This is a genomic window from Pseudomonas sp. RC2C2 (assembly GCF_018390435.1).
Lineage (GTDB): Bacteria > Pseudomonadota > Gammaproteobacteria > Pseudomonadales > Pseudomonadaceae > Aquipseudomonas > Aquipseudomonas donghuensis.
Genome location: NZ_JAHBAX010000001.1, coordinates 3,613,682 through 3,639,987, shown reverse-complemented (window position 1 = coordinate 3,639,987; position 26,306 = coordinate 3,613,682). Strand labels below are relative to the sequence as shown.

At 60.9% G+C, this 26,306-nt stretch carries 26 protein-coding genes and 2 tRNA genes; 16 read left to right on the top strand and 12 right to left on the bottom strand.

Features of this window, described 5'->3' with window-relative positions; all coding sequences use genetic code 11:
* Nucleotides 1–9: 9 nt before the first annotated feature.
* The 3 genes from KHO53_RS16795 to KHO53_RS16785 form a co-directional block, all read right to left on the bottom strand.
* The gene (locus KHO53_RS16795) at nucleotides 10–231 is read right to left on the bottom strand and encodes an FmdB family zinc ribbon protein (RefSeq protein ID WP_010223199.1); all 222 of its coding nucleotides are present in this window, start codon (nucleotides 229–231) and stop codon (nucleotides 10–12) included.
* A gap of 93 nt (nucleotides 232–324) precedes the next feature.
* Nucleotides 325–651, bottom strand: a complete 327-nt coding sequence (locus KHO53_RS16790; protein ID WP_026001328.1) for a ribbon-helix-helix domain-containing protein — start codon at nucleotides 649–651, stop codon at nucleotides 325–327.
* A gap of 242 nt (nucleotides 652–893) precedes the next feature.
* Complete coding sequence (locus KHO53_RS16785) at nucleotides 894–1,367, bottom strand: Dps family protein (protein WP_010223201.1); 474 nt, start codon at nucleotides 1,365–1,367, stop codon at nucleotides 894–896.
* 298 nt (nucleotides 1,368–1,665) lie between these two features.
* On the opposite strand from KHO53_RS16785, the gene KHO53_RS25780 reads away from it, so the two are divergent.
* Entirely contained in the window at nucleotides 1,666–2,253 is a 588-nt protein-coding gene (locus tag KHO53_RS25780; RefSeq protein ID WP_283772002.1) for a cold-shock protein, read from the top strand.
* 63 nt (nucleotides 2,254–2,316) lie between these two features.
* Here the strand turns inward: KHO53_RS25780 and KHO53_RS16775 are convergent, their stop codons facing one another.
* Both KHO53_RS16775 and KHO53_RS16770 read right to left on the bottom strand, forming a co-directional pair.
* On the bottom strand, nucleotides 2,317–2,520 hold the full coding sequence (locus KHO53_RS16775) for a SlyX family protein (protein ID WP_213570530.1): 204 nt from the start codon (nucleotides 2,518–2,520) through the stop codon (nucleotides 2,317–2,319).
* Between the two features lie 3 nt (nucleotides 2,521–2,523).
* Nucleotides 2,524–2,949: an HIT family protein gene (locus KHO53_RS16770; protein WP_010224730.1), complete on the bottom strand. Its 426-nt coding sequence runs from the start codon at nucleotides 2,947–2,949 to the stop codon at nucleotides 2,524–2,526.
* Between the two features lie 807 nt (nucleotides 2,950–3,756).
* On the opposite strand from KHO53_RS16770, the gene KHO53_RS16765 reads away from it, so the two are divergent.
* The 3 genes from KHO53_RS16765 (at nucleotide 3,757) to KHO53_RS16755 (ending at nucleotide 7,919) form a co-directional block, all read left to right on the top strand.
* Complete coding sequence (locus tag KHO53_RS16765) at nucleotides 3,757–5,061, top strand: OprD family porin (protein WP_036994133.1); 1,305 nt, start codon at nucleotides 3,757–3,759, stop codon at nucleotides 5,059–5,061.
* Nucleotides 5,062–5,231: 170 nt separating this feature from the next.
* Entirely contained in the window at nucleotides 5,232–6,947 is a 1,716-nt protein-coding gene (locus KHO53_RS16760; protein ID WP_213570529.1) for a proline--tRNA ligase, read from the top strand.
* An 18-nt stretch (nucleotides 6,948–6,965) separates the two neighbouring features.
* Nucleotides 6,966–7,919, top strand: coding sequence for a hypothetical protein (locus tag KHO53_RS16755; RefSeq protein ID WP_010224736.1), 954 nt, complete (start codon nucleotides 6,966–6,968; stop codon nucleotides 7,917–7,919).
* Between the two features lie 45 nt (nucleotides 7,920–7,964).
* Here KHO53_RS16755 and dinB read toward each other — a convergent pair whose 3' ends face one another.
* A complete protein-coding gene (dinB, locus tag KHO53_RS16750) occupies nucleotides 7,965–9,029 on the bottom strand; it encodes a DNA polymerase IV (RefSeq protein WP_036994128.1) in 1,065 nt (354 codons plus the stop codon).
* A gap of 218 nt (nucleotides 9,030–9,247) precedes the next feature.
* On the opposite strand from dinB, the gene KHO53_RS16745 reads away from it, so the two are divergent.
* The 4 genes from KHO53_RS16745 to KHO53_RS16730 all read left to right on the top strand — a co-directional run bounded on the left by KHO53_RS16745 (nucleotide 9,248) and on the right by KHO53_RS16730 (nucleotide 13,693).
* Nucleotides 9,248–9,324: transfer RNA gene (locus KHO53_RS16745), tRNA-Met, on the top strand.
* Between the two features lie 131 nt (nucleotides 9,325–9,455).
* A tRNA-Met gene (locus tag KHO53_RS16740) sits at nucleotides 9,456–9,532 on the top strand.
* A gap of 223 nt (nucleotides 9,533–9,755) precedes the next feature.
* Nucleotides 9,756–12,398 (top strand): bifunctional lysylphosphatidylglycerol flippase/synthetase MprF, encoded by a 2,643-nt coding sequence (mprF, locus tag KHO53_RS16735; protein ID WP_213570528.1) that lies wholly within the window; start codon nucleotides 9,756–9,758, stop codon nucleotides 12,396–12,398.
* Nucleotides 12,398–13,693 carry a virulence factor family protein gene (locus tag KHO53_RS16730; protein ID WP_010224747.1) on the top strand — a complete coding sequence of 432 codons (1,296 nt, stop codon included), beginning with the start codon at nucleotides 12,398–12,400 and terminating at the stop codon, nucleotides 13,691–13,693. The genes mprF and KHO53_RS16730 overlap by 1 nt, the downstream gene beginning before the upstream one ends.
* A gap of 105 nt (nucleotides 13,694–13,798) precedes the next feature.
* Here the strand turns inward: KHO53_RS16730 and KHO53_RS16725 are convergent, their stop codons facing one another.
* Nucleotides 13,799–15,658: a potassium transporter Kup gene (locus tag KHO53_RS16725; RefSeq protein WP_349628529.1), complete on the bottom strand. Its 1,860-nt coding sequence runs from the start codon at nucleotides 15,656–15,658 to the stop codon at nucleotides 13,799–13,801.
* Between the two features lie 236 nt (nucleotides 15,659–15,894).
* Here KHO53_RS16725 and rimO point away from each other — a divergent pair, with 236 nt between their 5' ends.
* From rimO to tsaA, 5 genes are all read left to right on the top strand, one after another.
* Nucleotides 15,895–17,232 (top strand): 30S ribosomal protein S12 methylthiotransferase RimO, encoded by a 1,338-nt coding sequence (gene rimO / locus KHO53_RS16720; protein WP_010224750.1) that lies wholly within the window; start codon nucleotides 15,895–15,897, stop codon nucleotides 17,230–17,232.
* Between the two features lie 89 nt (nucleotides 17,233–17,321).
* The gene (locus KHO53_RS16715; RefSeq protein WP_036994119.1) at nucleotides 17,322–17,792 is read left to right on the top strand and encodes a GNAT family N-acetyltransferase; all 471 of its coding nucleotides are present in this window, start codon (nucleotides 17,322–17,324) and stop codon (nucleotides 17,790–17,792) included.
* Nucleotides 17,793–17,922: 130 nt separating this feature from the next.
* Nucleotides 17,923–18,633, top strand: coding sequence for an rRNA pseudouridine synthase (locus KHO53_RS16710; protein WP_010224753.1), 711 nt, complete (start codon nucleotides 17,923–17,925; stop codon nucleotides 18,631–18,633).
* A 49-nt stretch (nucleotides 18,634–18,682) separates the two neighbouring features.
* Entirely contained in the window at nucleotides 18,683–19,144 is a 462-nt protein-coding gene (locus KHO53_RS16705) for a YehS family protein (RefSeq protein ID WP_010224755.1), read from the top strand.
* 7 nt (nucleotides 19,145–19,151) lie between these two features.
* Nucleotides 19,152–19,847: a tRNA (N6-threonylcarbamoyladenosine(37)-N6)-methyltransferase TrmO gene (gene tsaA / locus KHO53_RS16700; RefSeq protein ID WP_213570527.1), complete on the top strand. Its 696-nt coding sequence runs from the start codon at nucleotides 19,152–19,154 to the stop codon at nucleotides 19,845–19,847.
* Between the two features lie 202 nt (nucleotides 19,848–20,049).
* Here tsaA and fpr read toward each other — a convergent pair whose 3' ends face one another.
* Nucleotides 20,050–20,829, bottom strand: coding sequence for a ferredoxin-NADP reductase (gene fpr / locus KHO53_RS16695; protein ID WP_003222277.1), 780 nt, complete (start codon nucleotides 20,827–20,829; stop codon nucleotides 20,050–20,052).
* A gap of 119 nt (nucleotides 20,830–20,948) precedes the next feature.
* Here fpr and KHO53_RS16690 point away from each other — a divergent pair, with 119 nt between their 5' ends.
* On the top strand, nucleotides 20,949–21,875 hold the full coding sequence (locus KHO53_RS16690; protein WP_010224761.1) for a LysR family transcriptional regulator: 927 nt from the start codon (nucleotides 20,949–20,951) through the stop codon (nucleotides 21,873–21,875).
* Here the strand turns inward: KHO53_RS16690 and KHO53_RS16685 are convergent.
* The 3 genes from KHO53_RS16685 to KHO53_RS16675 form a co-directional block, all read right to left on the bottom strand.
* The gene (locus KHO53_RS16685; protein WP_010224763.1) at nucleotides 21,872–22,237 is read right to left on the bottom strand and encodes a diacylglycerol kinase; all 366 of its coding nucleotides are present in this window, start codon (nucleotides 22,235–22,237) and stop codon (nucleotides 21,872–21,874) included. The genes KHO53_RS16690 and KHO53_RS16685 overlap by 4 nt on opposite strands.
* Nucleotides 22,238–22,312: 75 nt before the next feature.
* Nucleotides 22,313–22,963 (bottom strand): response regulator transcription factor ErdR, encoded by a 651-nt coding sequence (erdR, locus tag KHO53_RS16680; protein ID WP_010224764.1) that lies wholly within the window; start codon nucleotides 22,961–22,963, stop codon nucleotides 22,313–22,315.
* 260 nt (nucleotides 22,964–23,223) lie between these two features.
* The gene (locus KHO53_RS16675) at nucleotides 23,224–23,934 is read right to left on the bottom strand and encodes a tRNA-uridine aminocarboxypropyltransferase (RefSeq protein WP_010224765.1); all 711 of its coding nucleotides are present in this window, start codon (nucleotides 23,932–23,934) and stop codon (nucleotides 23,224–23,226) included.
* Nucleotides 23,935–24,169: 235 nt separating this feature from the next.
* On the opposite strand from KHO53_RS16675, the gene KHO53_RS16670 reads away from it, so the two are divergent.
* On the top strand, nucleotides 24,170–24,586 hold the full coding sequence (locus KHO53_RS16670) for a quorum-sensing-regulated virulence factor family protein (RefSeq protein WP_010224766.1): 417 nt from the start codon (nucleotides 24,170–24,172) through the stop codon (nucleotides 24,584–24,586).
* Nucleotides 24,587–24,591: 5 nt separating this feature from the next.
* On the opposite strand, the gene KHO53_RS16665 is transcribed toward KHO53_RS16670, so the two are convergent.
* Entirely contained in the window at nucleotides 24,592–24,792 is a 201-nt protein-coding gene (locus KHO53_RS16665; protein WP_010224767.1) for a hypothetical protein, read from the bottom strand.
* Nucleotides 24,793–25,187: 395 nt separating this feature from the next.
* On the opposite strand from KHO53_RS16665, the gene KHO53_RS16660 reads away from it, so the two are divergent.
* Entirely contained in the window at nucleotides 25,188–26,306 is a 1,119-nt protein-coding gene (locus tag KHO53_RS16660) for an LOG family protein (protein ID WP_036994103.1), read from the top strand.

Sequence of the window (26,306 nt, the reverse complement as noted above, 5' to 3'; positions counted from 1 at the left end):
GCAATCAACTCAGTCGGCCTTGTCGCCGCCTGCCAGGTTCTTTTTCGCACCGGTCTTGAAGTCGGTTTCGTACCAGCCCGTACCGCCCAGGCGGAACCCCGGGGCCGAGATCAGCTTCTTCAACGCAGGCTGCTCACACGCCGGACAATCGGTCAGCGGTGCGGCACTGAGCTTCTGGAGGGCTTCCATCTGGTGGTTGCAGGAAGCACATTGATAGTCGTACATGGGCATAGGCGTGTCTCGTTAACCACAGCGCAGGCTGGTTCAGGCAGTAAAGCGCGGGATTATATATGGTTAAGGAGTGCTGTGCAGCCCGGCAACCGACTAGCGTGTCACCTTCGCCCCCAACAGGTAGACCACGCAGACCACGCGGATCAGCCCGCTGAAATTTTTAACCCCGCCATGACGCAAGTGAACCTCACGGTCTACATACGACAGCACCGCGTTGACCGTGCACTGGTTGGCCTCGGCGATGCGCTCGAGAATGGTCCAGTAGATCTCCTCAAGGCGCAGGCAGGTGGCAAAGCCGTTCAGGCGCACCGAACGCGATAACGGCTGGGCCAGGCCCATATTGAAATCTGCCTCGAACGGATCGACGCCTTCCTTGTGCGCACCACCTGTGCGCCCTGTATGGTTCATCCATGCCGACATAGTCGTACCACGCCACTGTTTTAACCGGGAAACAAACCCGCGTGCGCTGTGCACGCCGGAACATGCCCTTAATAAAGCGCCGTGCCGTCGGTCGGTGCCAGCAGACTCACTCACTCTGCCTGTAGGAAGACTCGGTAATAAACCCGGTACTTGAAACACCGGAAACCACTTCCACACGAACTAAAACGCCCGAACTCAACAACAAGTTCGGGCGTTTGCAGTGGGCTCGAGAAACGCGAAGATCACTTTCCTTCGAGCAGAGAGCGCAGCATCCAGGCGGTCTTTTCATGCACCTGCATGCGCTGGGTGAGCAGGTCGGCGGTCGGCTCGTCGCTGACCTTGTCGAGCACCGGGAAGATGCTGCGCGCCGTGCGGGTGACCGCCTCCTGGCCCTCTACCAGTTGCTTGATCATTTCGTCGGCGGCCGGCACGCCCTCCTCCTCCTTGATAGAGGAAAGCCGCGCATAGATCGAATAAGCGCCGGGCGCCGGGAAGCCGAGGGCGCGAATACGCTCGGCAATTGAATCGACGGCCAGGGCCAGTTCGTTGTACTGCTCTTCAAACATCAGGTGCAAGGTACGGAACGCCGGGCCGGTGACATTCCAGTGGAAGTTGTGGGTCTTCAAATAAAGTACATAAGTATCCGACAACAGGCGCGACAAACCCTCGACGATGGACTTGCGATCTTCTTCGCTGATACCGATATCGATTGCCATGCAGTTCCCCTTTGCTTAGTGCTTGCTGATCAAGCGGGTACAAACCACTGTACCAAGAGTTTTCAGCCCCTGCAGCCTCGTGCCTGCGACACAGGGCTGCAGGCCGCGCGACACACGGTGGGCCACTGATTTGAGAAGCCCGGGGCTTTGCTGTTAAATAGGCAGCGTGCCGCCCGCGCCGATTGTCATTGCGCGGGCGCATAGGCTGACCTTTTTCACGTTTTTGCGCTTTTTGACCCGTGCGCGCCGTGAAGTCAGCTCTTCCTGTGATCCGCCTTATCAATGTGAGCCAACCAACATGTTCAAGATCGTCCACCTGTTGACGGGCGTTGCAGCTTTGCTGCTGTCCTTCATACCCAGCCTCAGAACCGAAGCCATTCCCTTCCTGCAGCAACCGGAGGCCGTTTATCTGGCACTCTTCGGCCTGCTCAACCTGGTCATTGCTCCCGTGCTTCCCCAGCATTACCGGGGCGTACGGCAACATCTGCAGCGTGCTGCCAGCGCCTTGCTGGTGCTTGCCGTGATCCTGCAGACCGTGACCCTGCTGGCCCGTCCAGAGCTCGGCAACCTGCCAGCGCTGGCCTGCGCCCTGCTGGCCAGCGTCCTGCATCTGCTTGCCGGCTTTGCCAAAAACACGGCCTCACGCAGCCAGAACACCCAGTACGACATGTCCAATCGTGATACCGGTACCGTGAAGTGGTTCAACACGTCCAAGGGTTTCGGCTTTATCTCCCGCGACTCGGGCGATGACATCTTCGTTCACTTTCGCGCCATTCGCGGCGAGGGCCATCGTGTCCTGGTCGAAGGTCAACGTGTCGAGTTCTCGGTCATGAACCGTGACAAGGGCCTGCAGGCCGAAGATGTGATTGCCGCGCCACGACGCTGATCGCCAGCCACAAAAAAACCGCGACGGCATCACTGCCCATCGCGGTTTTTTTACACCCCAGAATCAGTAATGGGGCGGCGGTGCTTCTTCACTGGCCTGGTACTGGCCGACCATTTCTTCGTAGCGCTTGAGCAGCGCCGCCATTTGCAACTGCAGGCGCTCAACGACCCGCTGCTGCTCGACCAGCACATCGTTCAAGGCCAGCAAGGTATCGTCCTGAAAGGCCAGCCGACTTTCCAACTCGGTCACCCGCGCTTCAAGGGTCATGATTCAAGCCTCCATGAACTGAAAATCGTCAACCAAGACCTCGGCCAGGCGCAAACGAACATCGGCCAACTGTTGTGGCGAATATTCAATCGCAGGCTTATTGCCCCAAACAGGCGCCGGCCAGGCCGGATCAGTGCGACGACGAACAATGACGTGCATATGTAGCTGGCTAACTACATTGCCGAGGGTCGCCACATTCATCTTGTCGGCGGCAAAGGTATCCTTGAGCACCTGCGCCAAGGCTGTAGTTTCTTTCCAGAGTTGCTGCTGATCTTTGTCATCAAGTTGAAACAATTCACTGATATCCGCACGGCGCGGCACCAGGATAAACCAGGGATAGTTGGCATCCTTGCTCAGCAGCAGGCGACATAGTGGAAAGTCACCCAGGCACAAGGTGTCTTGTTGAAGACGTTGATCCAGAACAAACACAGCGAAATCTCCTACAACAGCACAATACCTCGCCCACGCAAGCACCGCGAGCCACAGCCAGCAGGATACTCCTGATCGGCTGCCGCGGCATTGCCTGCTGCCGTATAAATGAAGAGACGCACTGTTTTGGCCCCCTACCGGCTGAAAAAAGGCCTGCAGACGAACGGGTGTTACGGTGCCCGATCGATAAAACGCTACTTTTCGCACCAAAATGAAGCCACCCATCCCCTCCTCGCCCACCGAACATCCACAAACTACTCAGCTTTAGCCTTCAGCGGTAACGCTTTGACTTTACGGGCAACTTTTTCAGTTATTCCATGGCAAGCGCCGACGGCTAACCAAAGGTTCTTTGACCCCCGGTTTCTCGGCACCTGGCCGCCCTGCACTGCAGAAAAGTGAAAATTTCGTGAACCCTGTTCGATTTTGTGCACGCTTGTTGCATTGTCATCCACCACAGTCGGCACGCCATCTGCATTGAAGCGGTGAGCGGCGACAAATTAACAACAGCTGCATGGGGTAACCAGGGAGTTTCAGAAGGTGCGGGCTAGCGTTTTTTACCTATCCTTAAACCGCCTGAAACAGCGCTGGAGTTGTACGGCCCGCAAAAAACGGGGCGTGATTTGCGACAAGGACATAACGGTTAGCGACATGACCGTAAAGTTACCGAAAGGTTCTTTGCCCCCATATCGCCAACGATGGTCAGCGTGATATACATTTCCGCCGACACAAAAAGAAAGAGCCGCGCTGTATAAAAAAATCAAACAGCGACGGCAGTACTCTTCCTAAAAACCAAAGGAGCAAATCACGATGCGCGTGATGAAGTGGAGCATAATCGCCCTGGCTGTTGCAGCCGGCACCTCGCAATTGGCAGTGGCCTCTTCTCAGGATGAGTCCAAGGGTTTTGTTGAAGACAGCAAGCTCAATGTCAAAACCCGCATGCTGTATTTTAGCCGTGACTTCCGTAACGTGCCTAATGATGAACAAAGCCGCGTTGAAGAAACCGGCCTGGGCTTCCTCGGCACCTTCCAGTCGGGCTTTACCCAAGGCACCGTAGGTGTCGGTGTCGACGCCATCGGCATGCTCGGCCTGAAACTGGACAGTGGCAAGGGTCGCGCCGGCACCGGCCAGTTCCCGCTGGGCGAGGATGGCCGTTCGCAAGACTCGTTCTCCGAAGGTGGCGCGGCGGTCAAGTTCCGCATCTCCGACACCGTGCTGAAATACGGCACTCAGTTCACCGCCCTGCCAGTTCTGGCGACCGACGACAGCCGTCTGCTGCCGGAAACCGTCGAAGGCTTCCTGGTTACCAGCAAGGAAATCAAAGGCCTTGAGCTGAACGCCGGTCACTTCACAGCACTGAATGCTCAATCGCAGTCCTACCACGACAGCATCGGTGGCAAGAACCGCACTACCTGGGTCAAGAACCCAGGCCTGACCCAGGCCGACGTATTCGGCGGCACCTATGCCTTCACCGACACCCTGAGCACCAGCCTCTACTATTCCAAGGTCGAAGACTACTGGCGCAAATACTACGCCAACGTCAACTGGGCACTGCCGATCAGCGACAAGCAAGGCCTGGTGTTCGACTTCAACATTTATGACACCAAGAGCGACGGCGCGGCCAACGTTACCGCATTCGATGGTGACAAACTTGATAACCGTGCGTTCAGCCTGTCGGGCGCCTACAACATTGGCGCGCACACCTTCACCCTGGCCTACCAGAAAGTTACCGGTGACGGCGACTATGCCTACGGCATCGACGGCGGCGGTACCATTTTCCTGGCCAACTCCATCGCCCGTTCCGACTTCAACGCCGAAGACGAGAAATCCTACCAGGCACGTTACGACCTGAACTTCGCCGAATACGGCGTTCCAGGCCTGACCTTCATGACCCGTTATGTCAAAGGTACCGGCGCCAACGTCACAGGCACCGACAACGGCAAGGAATGGGAACGCGATATCGAGGCCAAGTACGTCCTGCAGGAAGGTCCGGCCAAAGACCTGAGCTTCCGCATTCGTCAAGCCACCTACCGTTCCGGCGACGGCGTTTACTACGGTTCGCCATCGATCGACGAACTGCGCCTGATCGTCGAGTACCCGCTGAGCATCCTGTAAGCCTTAGGGTTTCAGTATCCCCAGTACGAAGAAGCCCGGCACTGCCGGGCTTTTTCTTGTCTCGATTCGGGCTGACAACGCCTTCGCGCTCCGGCATCCTGTACGTCACCGAATCGCCCCCGTACAATGCGGGGTCATTTAAAGTCTTAAGCAACCGACAACGGCCTACCATGCGCACCAGTCAATATTTGCTCGCTACCCAGAAAGAAACTCCTTCCGACGCGGTCGTCATCAGCCATCAGCTGATGCTGCGTGCCGGCATGATCCGCAAGCTCGCATCCGGCCTTTATACCTGGCTGCCGATGGGCCTGCGGGTAATGCGCAAGGTCGAAGCCGTGGTCCGCGAGGAAATGAACGCCGCTGGCGCCCTTGAAGTGCTGATGCCGGCCATCCAGCCTGCCGAGCTGTGGCAAGAGTCCGGCCGCTGGGACCAGTACGGCCCCGAGCTGCTGCGCCTCAAGGACCGTCACGGTCGCGAGTTCTGCGTGGGCCCGACCCACGAAGAGGTCATCACCGACCTGGCCCGCAACGAACTCAACAGCTACAAACAGCTACCACTGAACATGTACCAGATCCAGACCAAGTTCCGTGACGAGATCCGTCCGCGCTTCGGCCTGATGCGTGGTCGCGAGTTCATCATGAAGGACGCCTACTCCTTCCATGCCGATCCGGCTTCCCTGCAGGAAACCTACGATCGCATGCACCAGGCGTACAGCAACATCTTTACCCGCCTGGGCCTGGACTTCCGCCCAGTGCAGGCTGACACAGGCTCGATCGGTGGCAGCTACTCCCACGAGTTCCACGTGCTGGCCGAGTCCGGTGAAGACGATGTGATCTTCAGCGACAGCTCCGACTACGCCGCCAACATCGAGAAGGCCGAGGCCATCCCACGGGAAACCGAGCGCCCTGCGCCGACCGAAGCGCTGCGCCTGGTCGACACTCCGGACGCCAAAACCATCACCCAACTGGTCGAAAACTATGCACTGGCGATCGAAAAGACCGTCAAGACCCTGATCGTCCACGCCGCCGAAGAAGGCAAGCTGATTGCCCTGATCGTCCGTGGCGACCACGAACTCAACGAAATCAAGGCCGCCAACCTGCCAGAGGTTGCCAGCCCGTTGGTCATGGCCAGCGATGAAGAACTGCGCAACGCCATTGGCGCCGGCGCCGGTTCCCTCGGCCCGCTGAACCTGCCGCTGCCATGCATCATCGACCGCTCGGTCGCCCTGATGAGCGATTTCGGCATTGGCGCCAACATCGACGACAAGCACTACTTCGGCGTCAACTGGGAGCGTGACCTGCCGGTTCCGCAAGTGGCCGACCTGCGCAACGTCGTCGAAGGCGACCCAAGCCCGGATGGCCAGGGCACCCTGGTGATCAAGCGCGGCATCGAAGTCGGGCACATCTTCCAGCTCGGCACCAAGTACAGCGAAGCACTCAAGTGCCAGGTGCTGGGCGAGAACGGCAAGCCGGTGACCCTGAGCATGGGTTGCTACGGTATCGGCGTATCGCGCGTGGTTGCCGCAGCCATCGAGCAGAACTACGACGAGAACGGCATCATCTGGAGCGATACCCTGGCACCGTTCCAGATCGCCCTGGTACCACTGCGCTACGAAACCGAACAGGTTCGCGAAGCCACCGACAAGTTGTATGCCGAACTGACTGCCGCCGGTTTTGAAGTGCTGCTGGATGACCGCGACAAGAAAACCAGCCCGGGGATCAAATTCGCCGACATGGAACTGATCGGCATTCCACACCGCATCGTGGTCAGCGACCGCGGCCTGGCTGACGGCAACCTGGAATACAAGCACCGTACCGAGCGTGACGCACAGCCGCTGCCAGTGGCCGAGGTGCTGTCGTTCCTGCAAGCCCGCATTCGTCGCTAAGCCAACGCAAGAGTAATCATGTTCAAGCGAAGTACCATCAACCTGGGGGGCGCCGCACTGTGCGGCGCCCTGCTCCTCAGCGGTTGCGCCAACCAGATGTCCCAGCGCAGCGAACATGAGGAGCGCATCGAGCGCAAGCTGCTCGAACACAGCCTGCAGATCGATGTCGGGGACCCCAAGGTACTCGAACTGCCGCAGCGGCGTGTGCGCATCCATGAGCAGAAGAACTTCGAAGTCACCGAGTTCGAAGTGACTCGTCGCTACGATCGCTACACGCCTTACCAGCCCTGGCGCGAAGTCTACGAGATTCCGCTGGGCGCGGTGGCGGTGGTTGCCGGTGTCGGCGCCAACGTGGTCAACGTCTTTGCCCTGGGCAACCTGCCCGACAGCGTTACCCGTGACTGGTTGAGCTATGGCTTCGACGGCCTCAACCCGTTCATGAACGCCCAGTCCAACGGTCGTGCGCAGCAGAACCTGGCAGGCATCACCGAGGTGCAGAAGGACAAGCGTCAGGAGTACGCCAGCGTGCCGTGGAGCGAGCGGCCGGTAACGGTCAAGGCTGGCAAGGTGAATCACGAGCTGACCACCGACCGTAATGGCGTACTGCAGCTGAACCTGCTCGACAGCCCGTTCAGCGAGCAGAACCTGACCCATATCGGCACCCTGCACCTGCAGGTGGCGGATGAAGACAACAATGTGCGTGGCGATGCCAGCCTGCTGATCAGCAGCAACTTGCGCGGCAAACTGGTGGAAGCCCACGAACTGATTTTCGATGACCTGGAAGACGATGAAGTCAGCCAGTGGGTGCATCGGGTCAAGCGTCTGTCGGAGCTGGGCCTGGAAGAAGAAGCCAGTGAACTGGAGCAAAGCCTGATCGAGCTGACCCGCAACGATCCGGAACTGCAACAGGAATTCCTCAAGTCGCTGACCAAGGACGCTGGCCGCCTGGTTGCCGACCCCGGCGTACACTGACCTGCGCGTTACCCGGATAGCGCCAGCCTGCTGGCGCTGCCCTCCTCAGTCCTGAGTGAACAGTTCCAGCTGTTCATGGGCGCCGCGCAAATCCTGCAAGCGCACGCCGATCCCCAACAGCCTCACCGGCTTGCCACCACGGGCAAAGGCCTGGCTGAGCAATTGCTGATAGCTGCCAAGGTCACGCCCCGCCCCTGACTGTTCAAGCGTGGTCTGGCTGAAATCATGGAACTTCACTTTAACGAACGGCTTGCCCGGGCGATAACTGTCGTCGATACGGGCCATACGCCCGGCAAGGGTTTCCATCAGCTCCGGGAGTTTCTCCAGGCAGCTGGCCAGGTCCGGCAGATCGGCATCGTAGGTGTTTTCCACGCTGACCGACTGACGACGACTGTCGTTCTGTACCGGTCGGTCATCGATCCCTCGCGCCAACCCCCACAGCCGCTCACCAAAACTGCCGAATTCACGGGCCAGGGCCAGACGGCTCCAGTCACGCAGCTCCAGGCAATTGCTGATGCCCAAGCGGCCCATCTTGTCAGCGGTGACCTTGCCTACCCCGTGCAGCTTGCTGACCGGCAAGGCGGCAACAAAGTCCTCGACCTCATTGGGGGTGACCACAAACAGCCCATTGGGTTTGCGCCAGTCGCTGGCGATCTTGGCCAGGAACTTGTTCGGCGCGACGCCGGCTGACACGGTGATATGCAACTGCTGGGCAACCCGACGGCGAATATCCCCCGCAATACGGGTGGCGCTGCCGGCGAACCAGGAACTGTCCGACACATCCAAGTAAGCCTCATCCAGTGACAAGGGCTCGATCAGATCGGTGTACTCGCGAAAGATGCTGTGAATTTCTCGCGAGGCTTCCTTATACGCATCCATGCGCGGCTTGACGATCAACAGGTCCGGGCACAGCTTGAGGGCATGCCGCGAGGACATCGCCGAACGCACCCCGAACGCCCGCGCCTCATAGTTGCAGGTAGCGATCACCCCACGCCGCTCCGCCGCACCGCCCACCGCCAACGGCCGCCCGACCAGACGCGGGTCGTCGCGCATTTCGATGGCGGCGTAGAAGCAATCGCAGTCGATATGGATGATCTTGCGTTGAGACATAGGTAGCGTAAGAACAGGTTTAAAGTGATGTAAGCAGTATCTCACCCGATAGCGGCCCACGCATCACAACTAATTTATTCTCCGCCAGATACCCTGCAAGGCCCGCCCCAGCTAGCCTGCAGCCCTTTTCGGGCGCGCTAAGCGATTGAAGGAAAAAGGATTTCTGTAAATGAGCTATTGACAGCCACGGGCAAAACTGTAGAATCTCATTCCACAGGCGCGGGATGGAGCAGCCTGGTAGCTCGTCGGGCTCATAACCCGAAGGTCGTCGGTTCAAATCCGGCTCCCGCAACCAGATTCAGGAAAGGCCACTCTCACGAGTGGCCTTTTTCTTTGCCCGGAATAAAGCTCCAGGCAATTTTTTATTGTAAATCAACAATTAAGCGTTGACAGCCAAGCCCAACGCTGTAGAATCCGCCCCACAGACGCGGGATGGAGCAGTCTGGTAGCTCGTCGGGCTCATAACCCGAAGGTCGTCGGTTCAAATCCGGCTCCCGCAACCAAACAACAGAAAAGGCCACTTTGAAAAAAGTGGCCTTTTTTGCGTCTGTACCTCAAGCAATTCCCCTTACCGCGCCCTCCCCCTGCCGCTCAGGCAATATGAAACTTCTTTAACTATCCTCAAGGTGCTCAGCGGCCCGATCATACCGGCCATTACGTCTCCATAGGGATTGGTACTTTGACCGGATACACCCTGCTTGTCGCGCGCAAGCCACGAGGTGGTTGATGCGCACCCAGCCACCCGAAACACACGCTCCTGTTACTGCCGCACTGCCCAATGCCGAGCATCGCCTGCGCTGGCTCGAACGCCTGAGCAAGTACCGCCAGCCCATCGGCCTGGGCGTGACCTTGCTGCTGTTCGCTGTCGCACTGATCGCCTGCCGTCATCTGCTCAGCGAGCTGGACATTTATGCCCTGCACGATTCGCTGCTCAGCGTGCCGCCAACAGCATTGGCCGGCGCGTTGCTGGCCACGGTTGCCGGCTTCGTCATACTGCTCGGTTATGAGTGGTCGGCCAGCCGCTACGCCGGCGTTCAGTTACCGACGCGCACCCTGGTCATGGGCGGTTTCAGTGCCTTTGCCATCGGCAACGCCATCGGCCTGTCGCTGCTGTCCGGTGGCTCGGTGCGCTATCGCCTGTACGCCCGCCACGGTATCGGGGCCGCAGAAGTGGCACGGATGACCTTGTTTGCCAGCCTGTCCCTTGGCTGCGCCTTGCCGCCCCTGGCGGCATTGGCAACCTTGAGCAACCTGCCTGCCACCGCTTCAGCCTTGCACCTGTCGCCTGCGCTGCTGGCAGCGATCGCCCTGGCAGTACTTGGCCTGAGCGCGGCGCTGGTCTATGGCCTGTACCGTCGGCGACTGCCCGAACAACCATTGGCTGACAACCTGCTGGTGCAAGCAGGCCGGCGCACCTTGCGCCTGCCCGGCGCGCGCCTGAGCCTGCTGCAACTGCTGATTACCGCCCTGGACGTTGCCGCTGCCGCCACGGTGCTTTACCTGCTGTTGCCGCAGGCGCCGCCGTTTGGCGCCTTCCTGCTGGTGTATCTGCTGGCGCTGGCAGCCGGGGTACTCAGCCATGTGCCCGGCGGCGTCGGGGTCTTCGAGGCGATCCTGCTGGCGGCCTTTGCCGACCAGCTGGGGGCCGCGCCGCTGGCCGCCGCCCTGCTGCTGTATCGCCTGATCTACGTGGTATTGCCACTGCTGCTGGCCTGCGTCCTGCTGCTTGCCAGCGAAGCCAGGCGCCTGCTGTTTGCCCAGCAGGCGATCAGGGCGGCATCCGGGCTGGCAGCCCCGGTGCTGGCGGTGCTGGTGTTTCTCTCCGGCGTGGTGCTGCTGTTTTCAGGCGCCACGCCGGAAATTGATGAGCGCCTGGAACACCTGGGGTTCCTGGTGCCGCACCGATTGATCGACGCCTCGCACTTCGGCGCCAGCCTGATTGGCGTACTGTGCCTGCTGCTGGCCCAGGGCCTGCGGCGGCGCCTGTCGGCCGCCTGGATACTGACCACCATCCTCTTGCTGGTCGGCGCCCTGCTCTCGCTGCTCAAGGGCTTCGACTGGGAAGAGGCCAGCATCCTGACCTTTACCGCCTGCCTGCTGGCCGTCTTCCGGCGCTCCTTCTACCGCCCCAGCCGCTTGCTGGAACTGCCGTTCTCGCCGGTTTATCTTGTCGCCAGTGCCTGCGTACTGGGCGCGTCGGTATGGCTACTGCTGTTTGCCTATCAGGATGTGCCGTACAGCCATCAACTCTGGTGGCAGTTCACCCTCGATGCCGATGCCCCACGCGGCTTGCGCTCGGCACTGGGCAGCGCGGTGCTGCTGGTGATCGTCGCCCTGACCTGGTTGCTGCGCACCGCACGGCCAGTCATCCACCTGCCCACGAGCAAAGAACTGCAACGCGCCAACGCTATCCTGCAAGCCTCCGATCAACCCGACGGCGGCCTGGCACTGACCGGCGACAAGGCCTTGCTGTTCCACCCCAATGACGATGCCTTCCTCATGTACGCCCGCCGTGGTCGCAGCCTGGTGGCGCTGTATGACCCGATCGGCCCGGCACATGAGCGCGCCGAGATGATCTGGCAGTTCCGCGACCTGTGCGACGTGCATCACGCCCGCCCGGTGTTCTACCAGGTGCGCGCGGAGAACCTGCCCTTCTATATGGACATCGGCCTGACCGCAATCAAACTGGGCGAAGAGGCCCGGGTCGACCTCAAGCGCTTTGACCTCGACGCCAAAGGCAAGGAAATGAAAGACCTGCGCTACACCTGGAACCGCGGCGGCCGCGACGGTCTCAGCCTCGAAGTGCACGAGCCGGGGCAAGCCCCGCTGGAAGAACTCAAGGCCATCTCCGATGCCTGGCTCAGCGGCAAGAACGTGCGCGAGAAAGGCTTCTCCCTTGGCCGCTTCAGCCCTGAGTACCTGCAACACTTTCGCATTGCCCTGATCCGCTTCGAAGGGCGCCCGGTAGCGTTTGCCAACCTGCTGGAAACCCGCAGCCTGGAACTGGCCAGCCTCGACCTGATGCGCGCCCATCCCGAAGCGCCGAAGCTGACCATGGAATACATGATGATCGGCTTGATCCAGTACTATAAGCAGCACGGCTATGGGCGCTTCAGCCTGGGTATGGTGCCACTTTCCGGGCTGCAACCACGGCGCGGCGCGCCACTGACCCAGCGCCTGGGCTCGATGGTGTTCCAGCGCGGCGAGCAACTCTACAACTTCCAGGGGCTGCGCCGCTTCAAGGACAAGTTCCAGCCGGACTGGGAACCTCGCTACATGGCCGTGCCGGCCGGACTCGATCCGCTGGTGGCACTGGCCGACACCGCCGCCCTGATCGCGGGCGGCCTGACTGGATTGGTGAAACGCTGATGATTCGACGTTACTGGCTGTATCTACTGGTACCCCTGCTGTTGGCCTTGCTGGCTGCCGCTTTGGGCTTCTGGCTATGGACCCGCCCGGCTCCCGAGGCGAGCCTGGAACACCTGAGCCTGAGCGATGGCAGCAGCCTGATCCGGGTCAACCCGGGCACCCGTACCAAGGCGCGAGTGGCCATCGCCGTGCCCCAGGACCAGGCCCTGAGCGAGAAGCAACTGCTCGACCTGAGCCAAAGCGGTGAAGCGCAGATGGTCCAGGTGATCCTTCCACCTGCCGATTGCAGCAAGCAGCAGCAAGCCCTGCAGCAAGCACTGCAACAACTCCAGGGCACCCCGACCCTGGTGGCCGGGATCGGTCCTGGAGCGGCCCAGGCCTGGAACTGGCTCGCCAGTCAGACCGATGACAAGGCCCAGGCAATCTCGGTGGACTTCACGCTCGAACAACCCGGCTGCGCCACACCGCTGCCCAAGTCTGCCGCCCACGGCCACTGGAGCGTGGCCTGGAACGACAACCCGGATGACGCCAGCGCGGCCTTCGTCCGCGACCAGCCGAATGCCGAGACCAGCATCAGCGACTATGACATCCATCTGCCACAGGTGCTCAAGGCCCAACTGACCCAGGCGCTGGTGGGGGAGGATGGCAACGCCATGAGCATCCCGGTGGTCGAGGTGCCTGCCGGGCAGACCACCGATACCGTGACCCTGTTTCTTTCTGGCGATGGCGGCTGGCGTGACCTGGACCGCGACGTGGCCGGTGAGATGGCCAAGCTCGGCTACCCGGTGGTCGGCATCGACACCCTGCGCTACTACTGGCAACACAAGACCCCGGAACAGAGTGCCATCGACCTCTCCGAGCTGATGCAGCACTACCGGCAGAAGTGGGGCACCAAACGCTTCGTGCTGACCGGCTACTCCTTCGGGGCCGACGTGTTGCCGGCGATCTACAACCGCTTGCCGGCCGAAGACCAGAAGCGCATCGATGCGGTGATCCTGCTGGCCTTTGCCCGCAGCGGCAGCTTCGAAATCGAAGTCGAGGGCTGGCTGGGCAATGCCGGCAAGGAAGCACCGACCGGACCGGAGATGGCCAAATTGCCGGCCGCCAAGGTGGTCTGCGTGTATGGCGAGGAAGAGGCGGACGAGAGCGGCTGTACCGACCATACTGCGGTCGGCGAGCGCCTGAAGCTGCCTGGCGGGCATCACTTCGACGAAAACTACCCGGCGCTGGCCAAGCGCCTGATCGGTGACATCGAAAACCGCCAGGGCAAGACCAGCGTCGCCGAGCAGGATTGAAGCGCGCCTTGGCGCGCAGCTGCAAGCTACAAGCCTCAAGCTGCAAGCTAGAGCCGTGCGCGATTTGCTCTAGCTTGCAGCTTGACGCTTGAGGCTTGCCGCTCCCTAGATCTCTACCTGCGTCCCCAGTTCGATCACCCGGTTCAACGGCAAATTGAAGAACCTCAAGTTGCCGTTGGCATTCTTCAGCAAAAAGGCAAACAACAGCCCCCGCCAACGCGCCATGCCCACCAGCCGCGACGCAATCACCGTCTCGCGGCTGAGGAAATAGGTGGTACGCATCGGGCTGAAATCCAGCCCTTCCAGATGACAGAGCTTCAACGCCGCAGGCACATCCGGCTCATCCATAAAGCCAAAGTGCAACAGCACCCGATAGAAACCCTCGCCATACGCCTCGACTTCAAAGCGCTGCTGCGCCGGCACCCGCGGGGTGTCCTCGCTGACCACGGTCAACAGCACCACCTGCGAGTGCAGCACCTGGTTGTGCAGCATGTTATGCAACAACGCGTGAGGCACGGCATCCGCCCGTGCGGTGAGAAACACCGCCGTGCCTTCGACCCGATGCGGCGGCTGCACGCGAATGCTGCTGATAAACAACGGCAACGGCAGGCTGCCCTCGTCCAGGCGTTCGACCAGAATCTGCTTGCCGCGCTTCCAGGTGGTCATCAAGACAAACAGGACAATCCCCGCCAGCACCGGAAAAGCCCCGCCCTGAACGATTTTCGGCACGTTGGCGGCAAAGAACAGGCCATCGACAAAGAGAAAACCCAGCAAAATCGGCACCGCCAGCAGCGGCGGCCATTTCCACAGCAGCAACATCACCGTCGACACCAGCAGGGTGGTCATCAACATGGTGCCAGTCACCGCCACGCCATAGGCCGAGGCCAGCGCCCCGGAAGACTCGAAGCCCAGCACCAGCAGAATCACCCCGACCATCAGCGACCAGTTCACCGCACCTATATAGATCTGCCCCTGTTCGTCACTGGAGGTGTGCTGGATCTGCATGCGCGGCACATAGCCAAGCTGAATGGCCTGGCGGGTCAGGGAGAAGGCCCCGGAAATCACCGCCTGGGAGGCAATCACTGTGGCCAGGGTGGACAAACCGACCAACGGTATCAGCGCCCAGTTCGGCGCCAGCAGATAGAATGGGTTGCGCGCTGCCTCCGGGTTTTGCAGCAACAGCGCGCCCTGGCCGAAATAGTTGAGCACCAGCGCCGGCAGCACCAGGGCAAACCAGGCGCGGGCAATGGGTTTGCGGCCAAAGTGGCCCATGTCGGCATACAGGGCTTCAGCGCCGGTCAGGGCCAGCACCACGGCGCCAAGAATCGCCACGCCCATGCCCGGGTGGACAATAAAGAAGCGCACCGCCCATACCGGGTTGAAAGCCTTGAGCACCTCCGGGCTCTGGGCGATGCCATGCACGCCCAGGGCGCCGAGCACCACGAACCAGGTGACCATCACCGGACCAAAGAGGATGCCAATGCGCGCCGTGCCATGCTTCTGGATCAGGAACAGCGCCACCAGCACGATCAACGCCACCGGTATCACCCAGTGGTCGATACCGTCGAAGGCCAGCTCCAGGCCCTCTACCGCCGACAATACCGAAATCGCCGGGGTGATCATGCTGTCGCCGTAGAACAGCGCCGCGCCGATCAGGCCGCAGCCGACCATCAGCGCCTTGAGCTTCGGGTACGGCGTCGAAGCGCGCCGGGCCAAGGCGGTCAAAGCCATGATGCCGCCCTCGCCCTGGTTGTCGGCGCGCAGGATGAACACCACGTACTTGATCGTCACCACCCAGATCAGCGACCAGAAAATCAGGCCGAGGATGCCCAGCACCCCATCATGATTGACCGGTACGCCATAACCGCCTGAAAACACCTCCTTGAGGGTATATAAGGGGCTGGTGCCAATATCGCCGTAAACCACTCCGACCGCCGCCACCAGCAGGCTCAACGGCTTTGCCACCGCCCGGAATCGGCCTGACTACTTGCCTGAACCATCCATCACTCCCGCCACCAGGCCCCTTGCACCAGACACAGGCACACTGCCGCGAAGCATAGCTGAGCGTTCGTCGTATTTCTGCTGGTCAAGTGACTTTGCGCTCGCTAGAATTGCGCACTTTTTGATCAGAGGCGCCCAAAGCGCCCATCAGGTTTGCCCGCCTGCCCGGCCCCGCAAGCCCTTCAACACCGAGGTTAGTCATGTCCACCACCCCTACGCCCACCACGCCCAAGGTCGGCTTCGTTTCCCTGGGTTGCCCCAAGGCCCTGGTCGATTCCGAGCGCATCCTGACCCAGCTGCGCATGGAAGGTTATGAAGTCGTGCCCACCTACGAGGACGCCGACGTGGTGGTGGTCAACACCTGCGGCTTCATCGACAGCGCCAAGGCCGAGTCCCTGGAAGTGATTGGCGAAGCCATCAAGGAAAACGGCAAGGTCATCGTCACCGGCTGCATGGGTGTCGAGGAAGGCAGCATCCGCGATGTGCACCCGAGCGTGTTGTCGGTGACCGGTCCCCAGCAGTACGAGCAGGTGGTCAATGCCGTGCACGAAGTCGTGCCGCCGCGCCAGGACCATAACCCGCTGATCGACCTGGTACCGCCTCAGGGCGTCAAGTTGACCCCGCGCCACTATGCCTACCTGAAGATCTCCGAAGGCTGTAACCACAGCTGCAGCTTCTGCATCATCCCGTCGATGCGCGGCAAGCTGGTCAGCCGTCCGGTCGGTGAAGTGCTGAGCGAGGCCGAGCGCCTGGTCAAGGCCGGGGTCAAGGAGATCCTGGTGATCTCCCAGGACACCAGCGCCTACGGCGTCGACGTCAAGTACAAGACTGACTTCTGGAACGGTCGCCCGGTCAAGACGCGCATGCTCGAGCTGTGCGAAGCCCTCAGCAGCCTGGGTGCCTGGGTGCGCCTGCACTATGTGTACCCGTACCCGAACGTCGATGACGTGATTCCGCTGATGGCAGCCGGCAAGATCCTGCCGTACCTGGATATCCCGTTCCAGCACGCAAGCCCGAAAGTGCTCAAGTCGATGAAGCGCCCGGCCTTCGAAGACCGCACCCTGGCGCGCATCAAGAACTGGCGCGAGCAGTGCCCTGAGCTGGTGATCCGTTCGACCTTCATCGTCGGCTTCCCGGGTGAAACCGAAGAAGACTTCCAGTACCTGCTCGACTGGCTGACCGAAGCCCAGCTCGACCGCGTCGGCTGCTTCCAGTATTCGCCGGTCGAAGGCGCCCCGGCCAACGACCTGGGCCTGGACGAAGTGCCGGACGACATCAAGCAGGAGCGCTGGGACCGTTTCATGGCCCACCAGCAGGCCATCAGCACCGCACGCCTGCAACTGCGCATCGGCAAGGAAATCGACGTGCTGATCGATGAAGTCGAAGAAGAAGGCTCGGTTGGCCGCAGCTTCTTCGATGCCCCGGAAATCGACGGCAACGTGTTCATCGACGGCAACCACGGCTTCAAGCCGGGCGACACGGTTCGTTGCCGGGTAACCGACGCCGACGAGTACGACATGTGGGCCGAACCGATCTGATTCGGCGCCGGTAAAAAAGCCCCGCCAGCAATGGCGGGGCTTTTTTTTGCAACTATCGTTTCCTCAATTGCCCCGAGGAGAGCACCGCCATGCGCAGGCAGATGACCGTGCAGACGCCCAGCCTCAGCGACTACCCGGAGCTGGCGCGGGTGTGGGAAGCCTCCGTGCGTGCCACCCATGACTTTCTTCCCGACAGTTACATCTGCCTGCTGCGCGAGCTGCTGCTGACCCAGTACCTGGACGCGGTGATGCTGATTTGCTGCAAAGACGCCAGGCAGCGTATCCGCGGCTTTGCCGGGGTCGCCTGCGGGCGGGTGGAGATGCTCTTCATCGACCCCGAGGCACGCGGCCAGGGCCTGGGCTCACGGCTGCTGCGGGTGGCCATTGACGAGCTGCACGCCGAGCAACTGGACGTCAATGAGCAGAACGCCCAGGCCCTTGGCTTCTACCTGCACCAGGGCTTTGAGGTGGTCGGCCGCTCGGAAACGGACGGCATGGGCCAGCCCTACCCCCTACTTCATATGAGGCTAATTCGTACGCAGTCTGCCCGCTCCGGCTGAAGGCTTGTGTAATCTTCCTCTGAAATGCCGCGAAATAGCAGATTAATGGTCGGATCGACGAATGTTCCCGGCCCCAAGCCAGCCGGGGCAGTTACAATAGGCACCTTTCCCTGTGCCTACGGCTGTCGTCATGTCTGAACCCATTCGCCTTTCCAAACGCCTCATCGAACTGGTCGGTTGCTCCCGGCGGGAGGCCGAGCTGTACATCGAGGGCGGCTGGGTCACGGTGAACGGCACCGTGATCGACGAGCCGCAGTTCAAGGTCACCGAGCACAAGGTCGAACTGCGCCAGGGTGCCAAAGCCGAAGCCCTGGAGCCGGTCACCCTGCTGCTCAACCAGCCCGCCGAACTGGACGTCGACAGCGCCTGTGCCAGCATCAGCGCCGACACCCTCTCGCAAGAGCACAGCTACAGCCGTCGCCCGCTCAAGGGCCACTTCGCCCGCCTGAGCTGCGCCGCGCCATTGCAAGAAGGCGCCAGCGGCCTGCAGGTGTTCACCCAGGACTGGCGCGTGACCCGCAAGCTCAATGCCGACCTGGCCAAGCTCGAGCAGGAATACATCGTCGAAGTCAGCGGCGAGATGATTGCCCACGGCCTCGAACGGCTGAACCGTGGCTTCAATTGGAAGGGCAATGAACTGCCAAAGATCAAGGCCAGTTGGCAGAACGAAACGCGCTTGCGCATGGTCCTGAAGAACCCGCCCGCCGGGCTCATCAACCTGCTCTGCAGCAGCGTCGGGGTCACCCCGGTGAGCATGCGCCGGATCCGCCTGGGCGGCGTCGCCATGAGCAAGCTGCCACTAGGCCAGTGGCGCTACCTGGCAACCAGCGAAAGATTCTAAGCAACACGGCGCCGTCACCCGGGCGGCGCCCCTGAACAGGATTGTCCCAATGATTCACAACGATGTACTGCGCAGCCTGCGCTACCTGCTGGACGTCAACGACGCCAAGCTCACCGATATCATCAAGCTGACCGGCTTCGAGGTGTCCACTGCCGATATCGCCGCCTACCTCAAGAAGGAAGACGAGGAAGGTTTCGTGCGCTGCCCGGACGAGGTCATCGCCTATTTCCTCGACGGCCTGGTGATTTTCAAGCGCGGCAAGGACGACAGCCGCCCGCCGCTGCCGATCGAACTGCCGGTGACCAACAACATCGTCATGAAGAAGCTGCGCGTGGCCTTCGAGCTGAAGGAAGACGACCTGCACGCTATTCTCAAGGCCGCCGACTTCCCGGTGTCCAAGCCGGAACTCAGCGCGCTGTTCCGCAAGGTCGGGCACAACAATTACCGCCCTTGCGGCGACCAGCTGCTGCGCAACTTCCTCAAGGGCTTGACCCTGCGGGTTCGTGGCTGAAGCGGCGATGAACTACAGCGTCGCACCGATCGGCTACGTCCGCTCCTGCTTCAAGGAAAAATTCGCCATTCCGCGCCAGCCACAGCTGGCGCCGGCTGCCCGCGGGGTGCTGGAGCTGCTGGCGCCCTATGACAATGGCGAGGCGGTGGCCGGCCTGGAGCAGGTCAGCCATGTCTGGCTGCTGTTCCTGTTCCACCAGGCCCTGGAAGACAAGCCACGGCTGAAGGTGCGCCCGCCACGGCTGGGCGGCAACAAGTCCATGGGCGTGTTCGCTACCCGTGCGACGCATAGGCCCAATGGCATTGGCCAGTCCGTGGTAAGGCTGGAGAAAGTCGAGGCAGGGCGCCTTTGGCTGTCTGGCATCGACTTGCTCGATGGCACGCCGGTACTCGACATCAAGCCCTATGTCCCCTACGCCGACGCCGTGGCCGGGGCAGTCAACCAGATGGCCGACGCGCCGCCTGAGGCGATAGCGGTACACTGGAGTGATGCTGCCCTGCCCCAGGCCCGCGAGCACGCCTTGCGCCTTGCCGAGCCGCTGGTGGAGCTGATTGAGCAGTGCCTGGCCCAGGACCCGCGCCCCGCCTACCAGGTGCCACCGCCCGAGCGCGTGTACGGGGTGAAGTTCTGGGATGTGCAGGTGCGTTGGCACTACCCGCAGCCGGATCAGATCCGGGTGCTGGAAGTGGTGATGGACCTGTAGGTAGCGTCCTGCTCTCCATTGGGCCGGGCTGGCGAGCCAGTGGGAGCGGGCTTGACCCGCGCTGAGGCCAGTACAGTCAGCACATCAGGTATCGCCTGGATTGCGGGGCAAGGCCCGCGCCCACAAGTCCGCGGCATGCAGACCCGCTACTTCAGGCACAAAAAAAGCAGGCCGAAGCCTGCTTTTTTGTTTTCAGCGCCGCTTACTTCTCGACGAATGCACGCTCGATCAGGTAATCGCCTGGCTCGCGCATACGTGCCGAGATCTTCAGGCCGAAGCTATCGAGCACTTCGCTGGTCTCGTCGAGCATGCTCGGGCTACCGCAGATCATCGCGCGGTCGTCCTGCGGGTTGATCGGTGGCAGGCCGATGTCGCTGAACAGCTTGCCGCTGCGCATCAGGTCGGTCAGACGGCCCTGGTTCTCGAACGGCTCGCGGGTCACGGTCGGGTAGTAGATCAGCTTGTCACGCAGGGCCTCACCGAAGAACTCGTTCTGCGGCAGGTGCTCGGTGATGAATTCGCGGTAGGCGACTTCGTTGACGTAGCGCACGCCGTGGACCAGGATGACTTTTTCGAAGCGCTCGTAGGTTTCCGGGTCCTGGATGACGCTCATGAACGGCGCCAGGCCAGTGCCGGTGCTCAGCAGGTACAGGTGCTTGCCCGGGTTCAGGTCGTCGAGTACCAGGGTGCCGGTAGGCTTCTTGCTGATGATGATTTCATCGCCTTCCTTCAGGTGCTGCAACTGGGAGGTCAGCGGGCCATCCGGCACCTTGATGCTGAAGAACTCCAGATGCTCTTCCCAGTTAGGGCTGGCGATCGAGTAGGCGCGCATGAGCGGGCGGCCGTTTGGCTGTTGCAGGCCGATCATCACGAACTGACCGTTCTCGAAGCGCAGGCCCGGATCACGGGTGCACTTGAAGCTGAACAGAGTGTCGTTCCAGTGGTGAACACTGAGGACACGTTCGTGGTTCATGTTGCTCATGTACGGGCTCCTGAAGAAAAACGCGGCGCTAAGCGAGAGCGCGATTGCGCAATAGTTTAGTGCCAGCGACAATATCTGTTAAATGAATTATCAAGATATGTCTTATCGGTTATATAGATATGCGATTTACCCTTCGTCAGCTCCAGGTGTTCGTTGCCGTGGCCCAGTACCAAAGCGTCTCGCGGGCCGCCGGGATACTGGCGTTATCGCAATCGGCCGCCAGTACATCAATCACCGAACTTGAGCGCCAGTCCAGCTGCCAGCTGTTCGACCGCGCCGGCAAACGCCTGAGCCTCAACGCCCTGGGTCATCAACTGCTGCCCCAAGCGGTAGCCCTGCTCGACCAGGCCAAGGAAATCGAGGACCTGCTCAATGGCAAGTCCGGTTTCGGCTCGCTGGCAGTGGGTGCAACGCTCACTATCGGCAATTACCTGGCCACCCTGTTGATCGGCAGCTTCATGCAGATCCACCCGGAAAGCCAGGTCAAGCTGCATGTACAGAACACTGCGCATATCGTGCAACAGGTTGCTCACTACGAAATTGATCTGGGTCTAATCGAAGGCGACTGCAACCACCCCGACCTGGAGGTCCAGCCCTGGGTCGAAGATGAGCTGGTGGTGTTCTGCGCGCCTCAGCACCCCTTGGCCAAACGCGGCCAGGCGAGCATGGAGGAGCTCACCCACGAGGCCTGGATCCTGCGTGAACAGGGCTCGGGCACCCGCCTGACCTTTGACCAGGCCATGCGTCACCACCGCTCCAACCTCAACATTCGCCTGGAACTGGAGCACACCGAGGCGATCAAGCGCGCGGTCGAGTCGGGCTTGGGCATCGGCTGCATCTCGCGCCTGGCCCTGCGCGATGCCTTTCGTCGCGGCAGCCTGGTGCCGGTGGAAACCCCGGAACTGGACCTGGCCCGACAGTTTTTCTTCATTTGGCACAAGCAGAAGTACCAGACTTCCGCCATGCGCGAGTTTCTCGAACTGTGCAGAAGCTTTACTGCCGGTGTCAGCCGCAGCGACGAGATCGTGCTGCCGACCATCGCTTAAAGCAGGATCACCGCCCAGACCAGGCCGACCATGCTCAAGGCGACGAGCTGGGCGGCACTGCCCATGTCCTTGGCGTTCTTCGACAAGGGGTGGCGATCGAGGGAAATACGGTCGATCGCTGCCTCTACCGCTGAATTGAGCAATTCGACAATCAGCCCCAGCAAGCATACGGCGATCAGGATCGCCCGCTCGGCGCGGCTGACATCCAGCCAGAACGCCATCGGGATCAACAAGACGTTGAGCAGCACCAGCTGGCGGAACGCTGCCTCGCCGGTGAACGCGGCGCGCAGGCCATCGAACGAATAGCCGGCGGCATTGAAAATACGTTTAAGGCCGGTCTGGCCCTTGAAAGGCGACGACATAGAAGGTCACTTCATCCACTGAAAACGCTGCAGCCTAGTGTAGCCGGGGTTAAAAAAGCGTGAAGGCCAAAGGCCTTAACCGGCTGAAACCGATTCCAGTTGTTGCAGCAGCAAGGCGGCCTGGGTCCGGGTACGTACGCCGAGCTTACGGAAGATCGCCGTGACGTGGGCCTTGATGGTGGCTTCCGAGACGCTCAGCTCGTAGGCAATCTGCTTGTTCAACAAACCTTCACAGACCATGGTCAGCACCCGGAACTGTTGCGGCGTCAGGCTCGCAAGGCCTTCACTGGCGGCCTTGGCCTCAGCAGACACATCGACTTTCTCGAAAGCCTGCGGCGGCCACCAGACTTCACCGTCGAGGACCTTCTGCACTGCGTCCTGAATCACTTCCAGGGGGCTGGACTTGGGAATGAAGCCACTAGCGCCGAATTCACGGGACTTCACCACGACCGCGGCTTCTTCCTGAGCCGAAACCATCACCACCGGAATCTGCGGATACTGACCGCGCAGCAGGACCAGTCCGGAGAACCCGTAGGCTCCAGGCATGTTCAGATCCAGCAGCACCAGGTCCCAGTCGGCCTTTTCAGTCAGGCGGGTTTCCAGTTCGGCGATGCTTGCCACTTCAACCAGACGTACATCCGGGCCCAGGCCCAGGGTAACGGCCTGGCGCAGCGCGCTGCGAAACAGCGGGTGGTCATCGGCAATCAGGATTTCGTATGTGGCCATCGATCTAATGATCCTGTTCTGTGCAGGCGCAGGAAGGAAGAATAGGCGCCTGGCGGGCAACTCGGGGCTACGGCGACGCCGTATGCCCAACAGGCACATCGAGGCCAGGAAAAACAGCGTTTCAAGCCTTCGTCGTGCCCGAATCGGCGCCAAGGATGCCGAGCCCGGACCGGGTGGTCAAGTTCAATACCCGCCGCGCTCGCCGACCCTGGCCACCAATCTGCCCATTATGCAACAAAGTCCCGCGCCTGCCCCTTGTACTATAGGAAGGTATGCAAACGTTGGTGCACGGTATCCTGCTCATCCAGCGGCAATTGATGCTTGGCACTCAGGTAATGGGTGGTAAACACATCCAGGTAGGCGTCCAGCGCTTGCGCTGCGCGCTGATCGCCAGCCAGTTCCAGGCACATGGCCGCCACTTCGGCGGTGCAGAAGTGATCGTCACGCTTGGAGCGGCGCAGGCGATAGCGCGATATCTGCTCAGGTTGCAGGCTCAGCACCGGGAAGCGGTTGAGGTACGGGCTCTTGCGAAACATCTTGCGTGCTTCGGTCCAGGTGGCATCCAGCAGAATGAACAGCGGACGCTTGCCCGGCGTACGTACCACCTCGTTGACCACCCGCCCAGGCTCGACGAACTCGCCGGGGAAGACGATGTAAGGCTGCCAGTACGGCTGATCGAGCAAGGCCAGCAGTGACTCGTCGACGGCCGTTCGCTGCCAGCCGAATGCCGAGGTGTCGGCAATCAGGTCGGCGATCAGCCAACCGGTATTGGTCGGCTTGAGTGGCTCGGTGTCATGCATCAACAGGCAAATGCCCGAGTCGGCCGGTACTTGCGGGCGCCAGGCGCACAGGCAATAGCTGAAAATGACCCGGCACTGCGGGCAGCGTGGCGCCCGAGAACCGCGGGCAACGAAGGGTTTGACACTGCGTGCCAAGCGTTCGGCGCGCAGGCGCGATACGGCATGGCTCATGACTGGGCGCAACGTAAGCAAGAAAGGGATGGCACTGCACGGACTCGGCAAGACGGGAAACCCACGCAGTTTATCAGAGCCTGCTTACGGGTTGAGGGGAATTGCCGTGCAGCTATAGCGGCGACTCCCTATAATCTTCAACCTGTCGCTACCCGCTGGCATTGCCGTTGCGCCGTGACGGAACACCGTGCGCCGTTGTTGGTCCAATTGCCAGTTACCGAACCAGGAGAGATACATGCTGCGTTTCATCGTCCCGTCCCTGAGCCTGTTGCTCGCCCTGCCCCTGGCGGCCAATGCCGCGTCCAAGCAGGAATACGAGCTGAGCCAGATGCTGCAAAAAGTTGCCACGCAGAGCAGCGTGGGCACGCCGCGGGCGATCAACGAAGACATCCTCGACCAAGGCTACACCGTTGAAGGCAAACAACTGATCAACCACCTGAGCGTACGCGCCAGCCACGCCCAGCAAATGCAGGCCAACCCGGACAAGGTTCGCGACCAGTTGGGCGCCAGCGTGTGCAAGAACAGCGGTTTTCGCCAGTTGCTGGCCAAAGGCGCGGTGTTGACCTATCGCTTCACCGAGTACAAGAGCAACCGCATGGTGGGTGAACAAGCGTTCAATGCCGCCAGTTGTGGCCTGACCGTCAAGAAGTAACCGCCTTAGGCAACCCGCTCCCTGTCGCGCCGTTGTTTTTCATCGGCGCGCAGTTCGGCCACCAGGGCCTGGATGTACCGCGAGTGCCGCTCCCCTCCCCCCAACCGCCGCAGGCACTCCTGTTCAAGGCTCAGGTTATTGGCCTGGGCTGCACGCTCCAGCAACTGGTATAGCTGCTCGTCGAGCTCTAGATCAAGCCGTTGCATATTGCAGCCTCCCTGCACCGCGACTGTCGCTCTGAACTTCAGTTAACCACCCTCGCGCAATGATTGGATCCCAGCTGACGAGCGGTCTGTGCTTAAGCGCGGCCTGACGGCGTGTCTCGCTCGTATCATTCGGCATAAACGCGTGCCAGGGTCTAGATTGATAGCAACCACCCTTCATTTTTCGGGCAAGCAAAGGGGGTTGCCCAGCGACGCTTTGCGCACATGAAGAACAATAAGTTGTATGGACCCATTACCACTGCACTGAGACCTTGCAGGTCTACTGCACTGCTCGGGGGTCACACTCGAGCCACGGCAGCCAGCGACACATGCAGTGTCGCGGCCGGGCAGCCCATTGAAGCCCGGTCAGAGGTTTTGCTGCAGAAGGAGACGCTTGAATGCCTTACCAACCGAACGAACTGCTTTCGAACCACTTCAAGGACAACGGAATCGACCTGAGCAAGATTGAAGAACAACTGGACCTGGTTGCGCCCAACAGCCCTAACCTGCCGCTGTACCGCGATATGATGCTGACGGTCCTGCGCATGGCCCACGACGACCGCAATCGCTGGAACGCCAAGATTACCCTGCAGGCCCTGCGCGAGCTTGATCACGCCTTTCGCACCCTGGAACAGTACAAGGGTCGACGCAAGGTCACGGTGTTTGGCTCGGCCCGCACCCCAATCGAACACCCGATGTATGCCCTGGCCCGCGAACTGGGCGCAACCCTGGCGCGCTCCGACCTGATGGTTATCACCGGCGCCGGTGGCGGCATCATGGCCGCCGCCCATGAAGGCGCAGGCGTGGAGCACAGCCTGGGCTTCAATATCACCCTGCCGTTCGAGCAACATGCCAATCCCACCGTGGATGGCACCGACAAGTTGCTGCCGTTCCACTTTTTCTTCATTCGCAAGCTGTTCTTCGTCAAGGAAGCCGATGCCCTGGTGCTGTGCCCGGGTGGGTTCGGCACGCTGGATGAAGCGCTGGAAGTACTCACCCTGATCCAGACCGGCAAAAGTCCGCTGGTGCCAGTGGTGCTGCTGGACTCACCAGGCGGCACCTTCTGGCAGGATGCCTTGAATTTCATCACCCGCCAGTTGGAAGAGAATCGCTACATCCTGCCCAGCGATATGAAGCTGCTACGCCTGGTGTACAGCGCCGACGAGGCCGTGGAGGAAATCAACCAGTTCTACAGCAACTATCACTCCAGCCGTTGGCTGAAGAACCAGTTCGTGATCCGCATGCAGCATCCGCTCAGCGAAGCAGCGCTGTTTGATTTGCAGGAAGGTTTTGCGGACTTGCGCCTGAGTGGCCACTTCCATCAGCACGCTTATGGCGGCGAACACCATGACGAAGCGCGCTTCAGCCACCTGACGCGTCTGGCGTTTGCCTTCAACGGTCGCGACCAGGGCCGCCTGCGTGAATTGGTGGATTACATCAACCTGTCGGAAAACTGGGCCAAGCCTGAACCCATGCACACCACCCAGCGCGCACGTGAAGCGCTGAAAGTTACCTAG

Bases quoted from the DNA above. Each gene is read 5' to 3' on its own strand.
- KHO53_RS16795 (WP_010223199.1), bottom strand. From the start codon at position 231: ATGCCCATGTACGACTATCAATGTGCTTCCTGCAACCACCAGATGGAA.
- KHO53_RS16790 (WP_026001328.1), bottom strand. From the start codon at position 651: ATGTCGGCATGGATGAACCATACAGGGCGCACAGGTGGTGCGCACAAG.
- KHO53_RS16785 (WP_010223201.1), bottom strand. From the start codon at position 1,367: ATGGCAATCGATATCGGTATCAGCGAAGAAGATCGCAAGTCCATCGTC.
- KHO53_RS25780 (WP_283772002.1), top strand. From the start codon at position 1,666: ATGTTCAAGATCGTCCACCTGTTGACGGGCGTTGCAGCTTTGCTGCTG.
- KHO53_RS16775 (WP_213570530.1), bottom strand. From the start codon at position 2,520: ATGACCCTTGAAGCGCGGGTGACCGAGTTGGAAAGTCGGCTGGCCTTT.
- KHO53_RS16765 (WP_036994133.1), top strand. From the start codon at position 3,757: ATGCGCGTGATGAAGTGGAGCATAATCGCCCTGGCTGTTGCAGCCGGC.
- KHO53_RS16760 (WP_213570529.1), top strand. From the start codon at position 5,232: ATGCGCACCAGTCAATATTTGCTCGCTACCCAGAAAGAAACTCCTTCC.
- KHO53_RS16755 (WP_010224736.1), top strand. From the start codon at position 6,966: ATGTTCAAGCGAAGTACCATCAACCTGGGGGGCGCCGCACTGTGCGGC.
- dinB (WP_036994128.1), bottom strand. From the start codon at position 9,029: ATGTCTCAACGCAAGATCATCCATATCGACTGCGATTGCTTCTACGCC.
- mprF (WP_213570528.1), top strand. From the start codon at position 9,756: ATGCGCACCCAGCCACCCGAAACACACGCTCCTGTTACTGCCGCACTG.
- KHO53_RS16730 (WP_010224747.1), top strand. From the start codon at position 12,398: ATGATTCGACGTTACTGGCTGTATCTACTGGTACCCCTGCTGTTGGCC.
- rimO (WP_010224750.1), top strand. From the start codon at position 15,895: ATGTCCACCACCCCTACGCCCACCACGCCCAAGGTCGGCTTCGTTTCC.
- KHO53_RS16715 (WP_036994119.1), top strand. From the start codon at position 17,322: ATGCGCAGGCAGATGACCGTGCAGACGCCCAGCCTCAGCGACTACCCG.
- KHO53_RS16710 (WP_010224753.1), top strand. From the start codon at position 17,923: ATGTCTGAACCCATTCGCCTTTCCAAACGCCTCATCGAACTGGTCGGT.
- KHO53_RS16705 (WP_010224755.1), top strand. From the start codon at position 18,683: ATGATTCACAACGATGTACTGCGCAGCCTGCGCTACCTGCTGGACGTC.
- tsaA (WP_213570527.1), top strand. From the start codon at position 19,152: ATGAACTACAGCGTCGCACCGATCGGCTACGTCCGCTCCTGCTTCAAG.
- fpr (WP_003222277.1), bottom strand. From the start codon at position 20,829: ATGAGCAACATGAACCACGAACGTGTCCTCAGTGTTCACCACTGGAAC.
- KHO53_RS16690 (WP_010224761.1), top strand. From the start codon at position 20,949: ATGCGATTTACCCTTCGTCAGCTCCAGGTGTTCGTTGCCGTGGCCCAG.
- KHO53_RS16685 (WP_010224763.1), bottom strand. From the start codon at position 22,237: ATGTCGTCGCCTTTCAAGGGCCAGACCGGCCTTAAACGTATTTTCAAT.
- erdR (WP_010224764.1), bottom strand. From the start codon at position 22,963: ATGGCCACATACGAAATCCTGATTGCCGATGACCACCCGCTGTTTCGC.
- KHO53_RS16675 (WP_010224765.1), bottom strand. From the start codon at position 23,934: ATGAGCCATGCCGTATCGCGCCTGCGCGCCGAACGCTTGGCACGCAGT.
- KHO53_RS16670 (WP_010224766.1), top strand. From the start codon at position 24,170: ATGCTGCGTTTCATCGTCCCGTCCCTGAGCCTGTTGCTCGCCCTGCCC.
- KHO53_RS16665 (WP_010224767.1), bottom strand. From the start codon at position 24,792: ATGCAACGGCTTGATCTAGAGCTCGACGAGCAGCTATACCAGTTGCTG.
- KHO53_RS16660 (WP_036994103.1), top strand. From the start codon at position 25,188: ATGCCTTACCAACCGAACGAACTGCTTTCGAACCACTTCAAGGACAAC.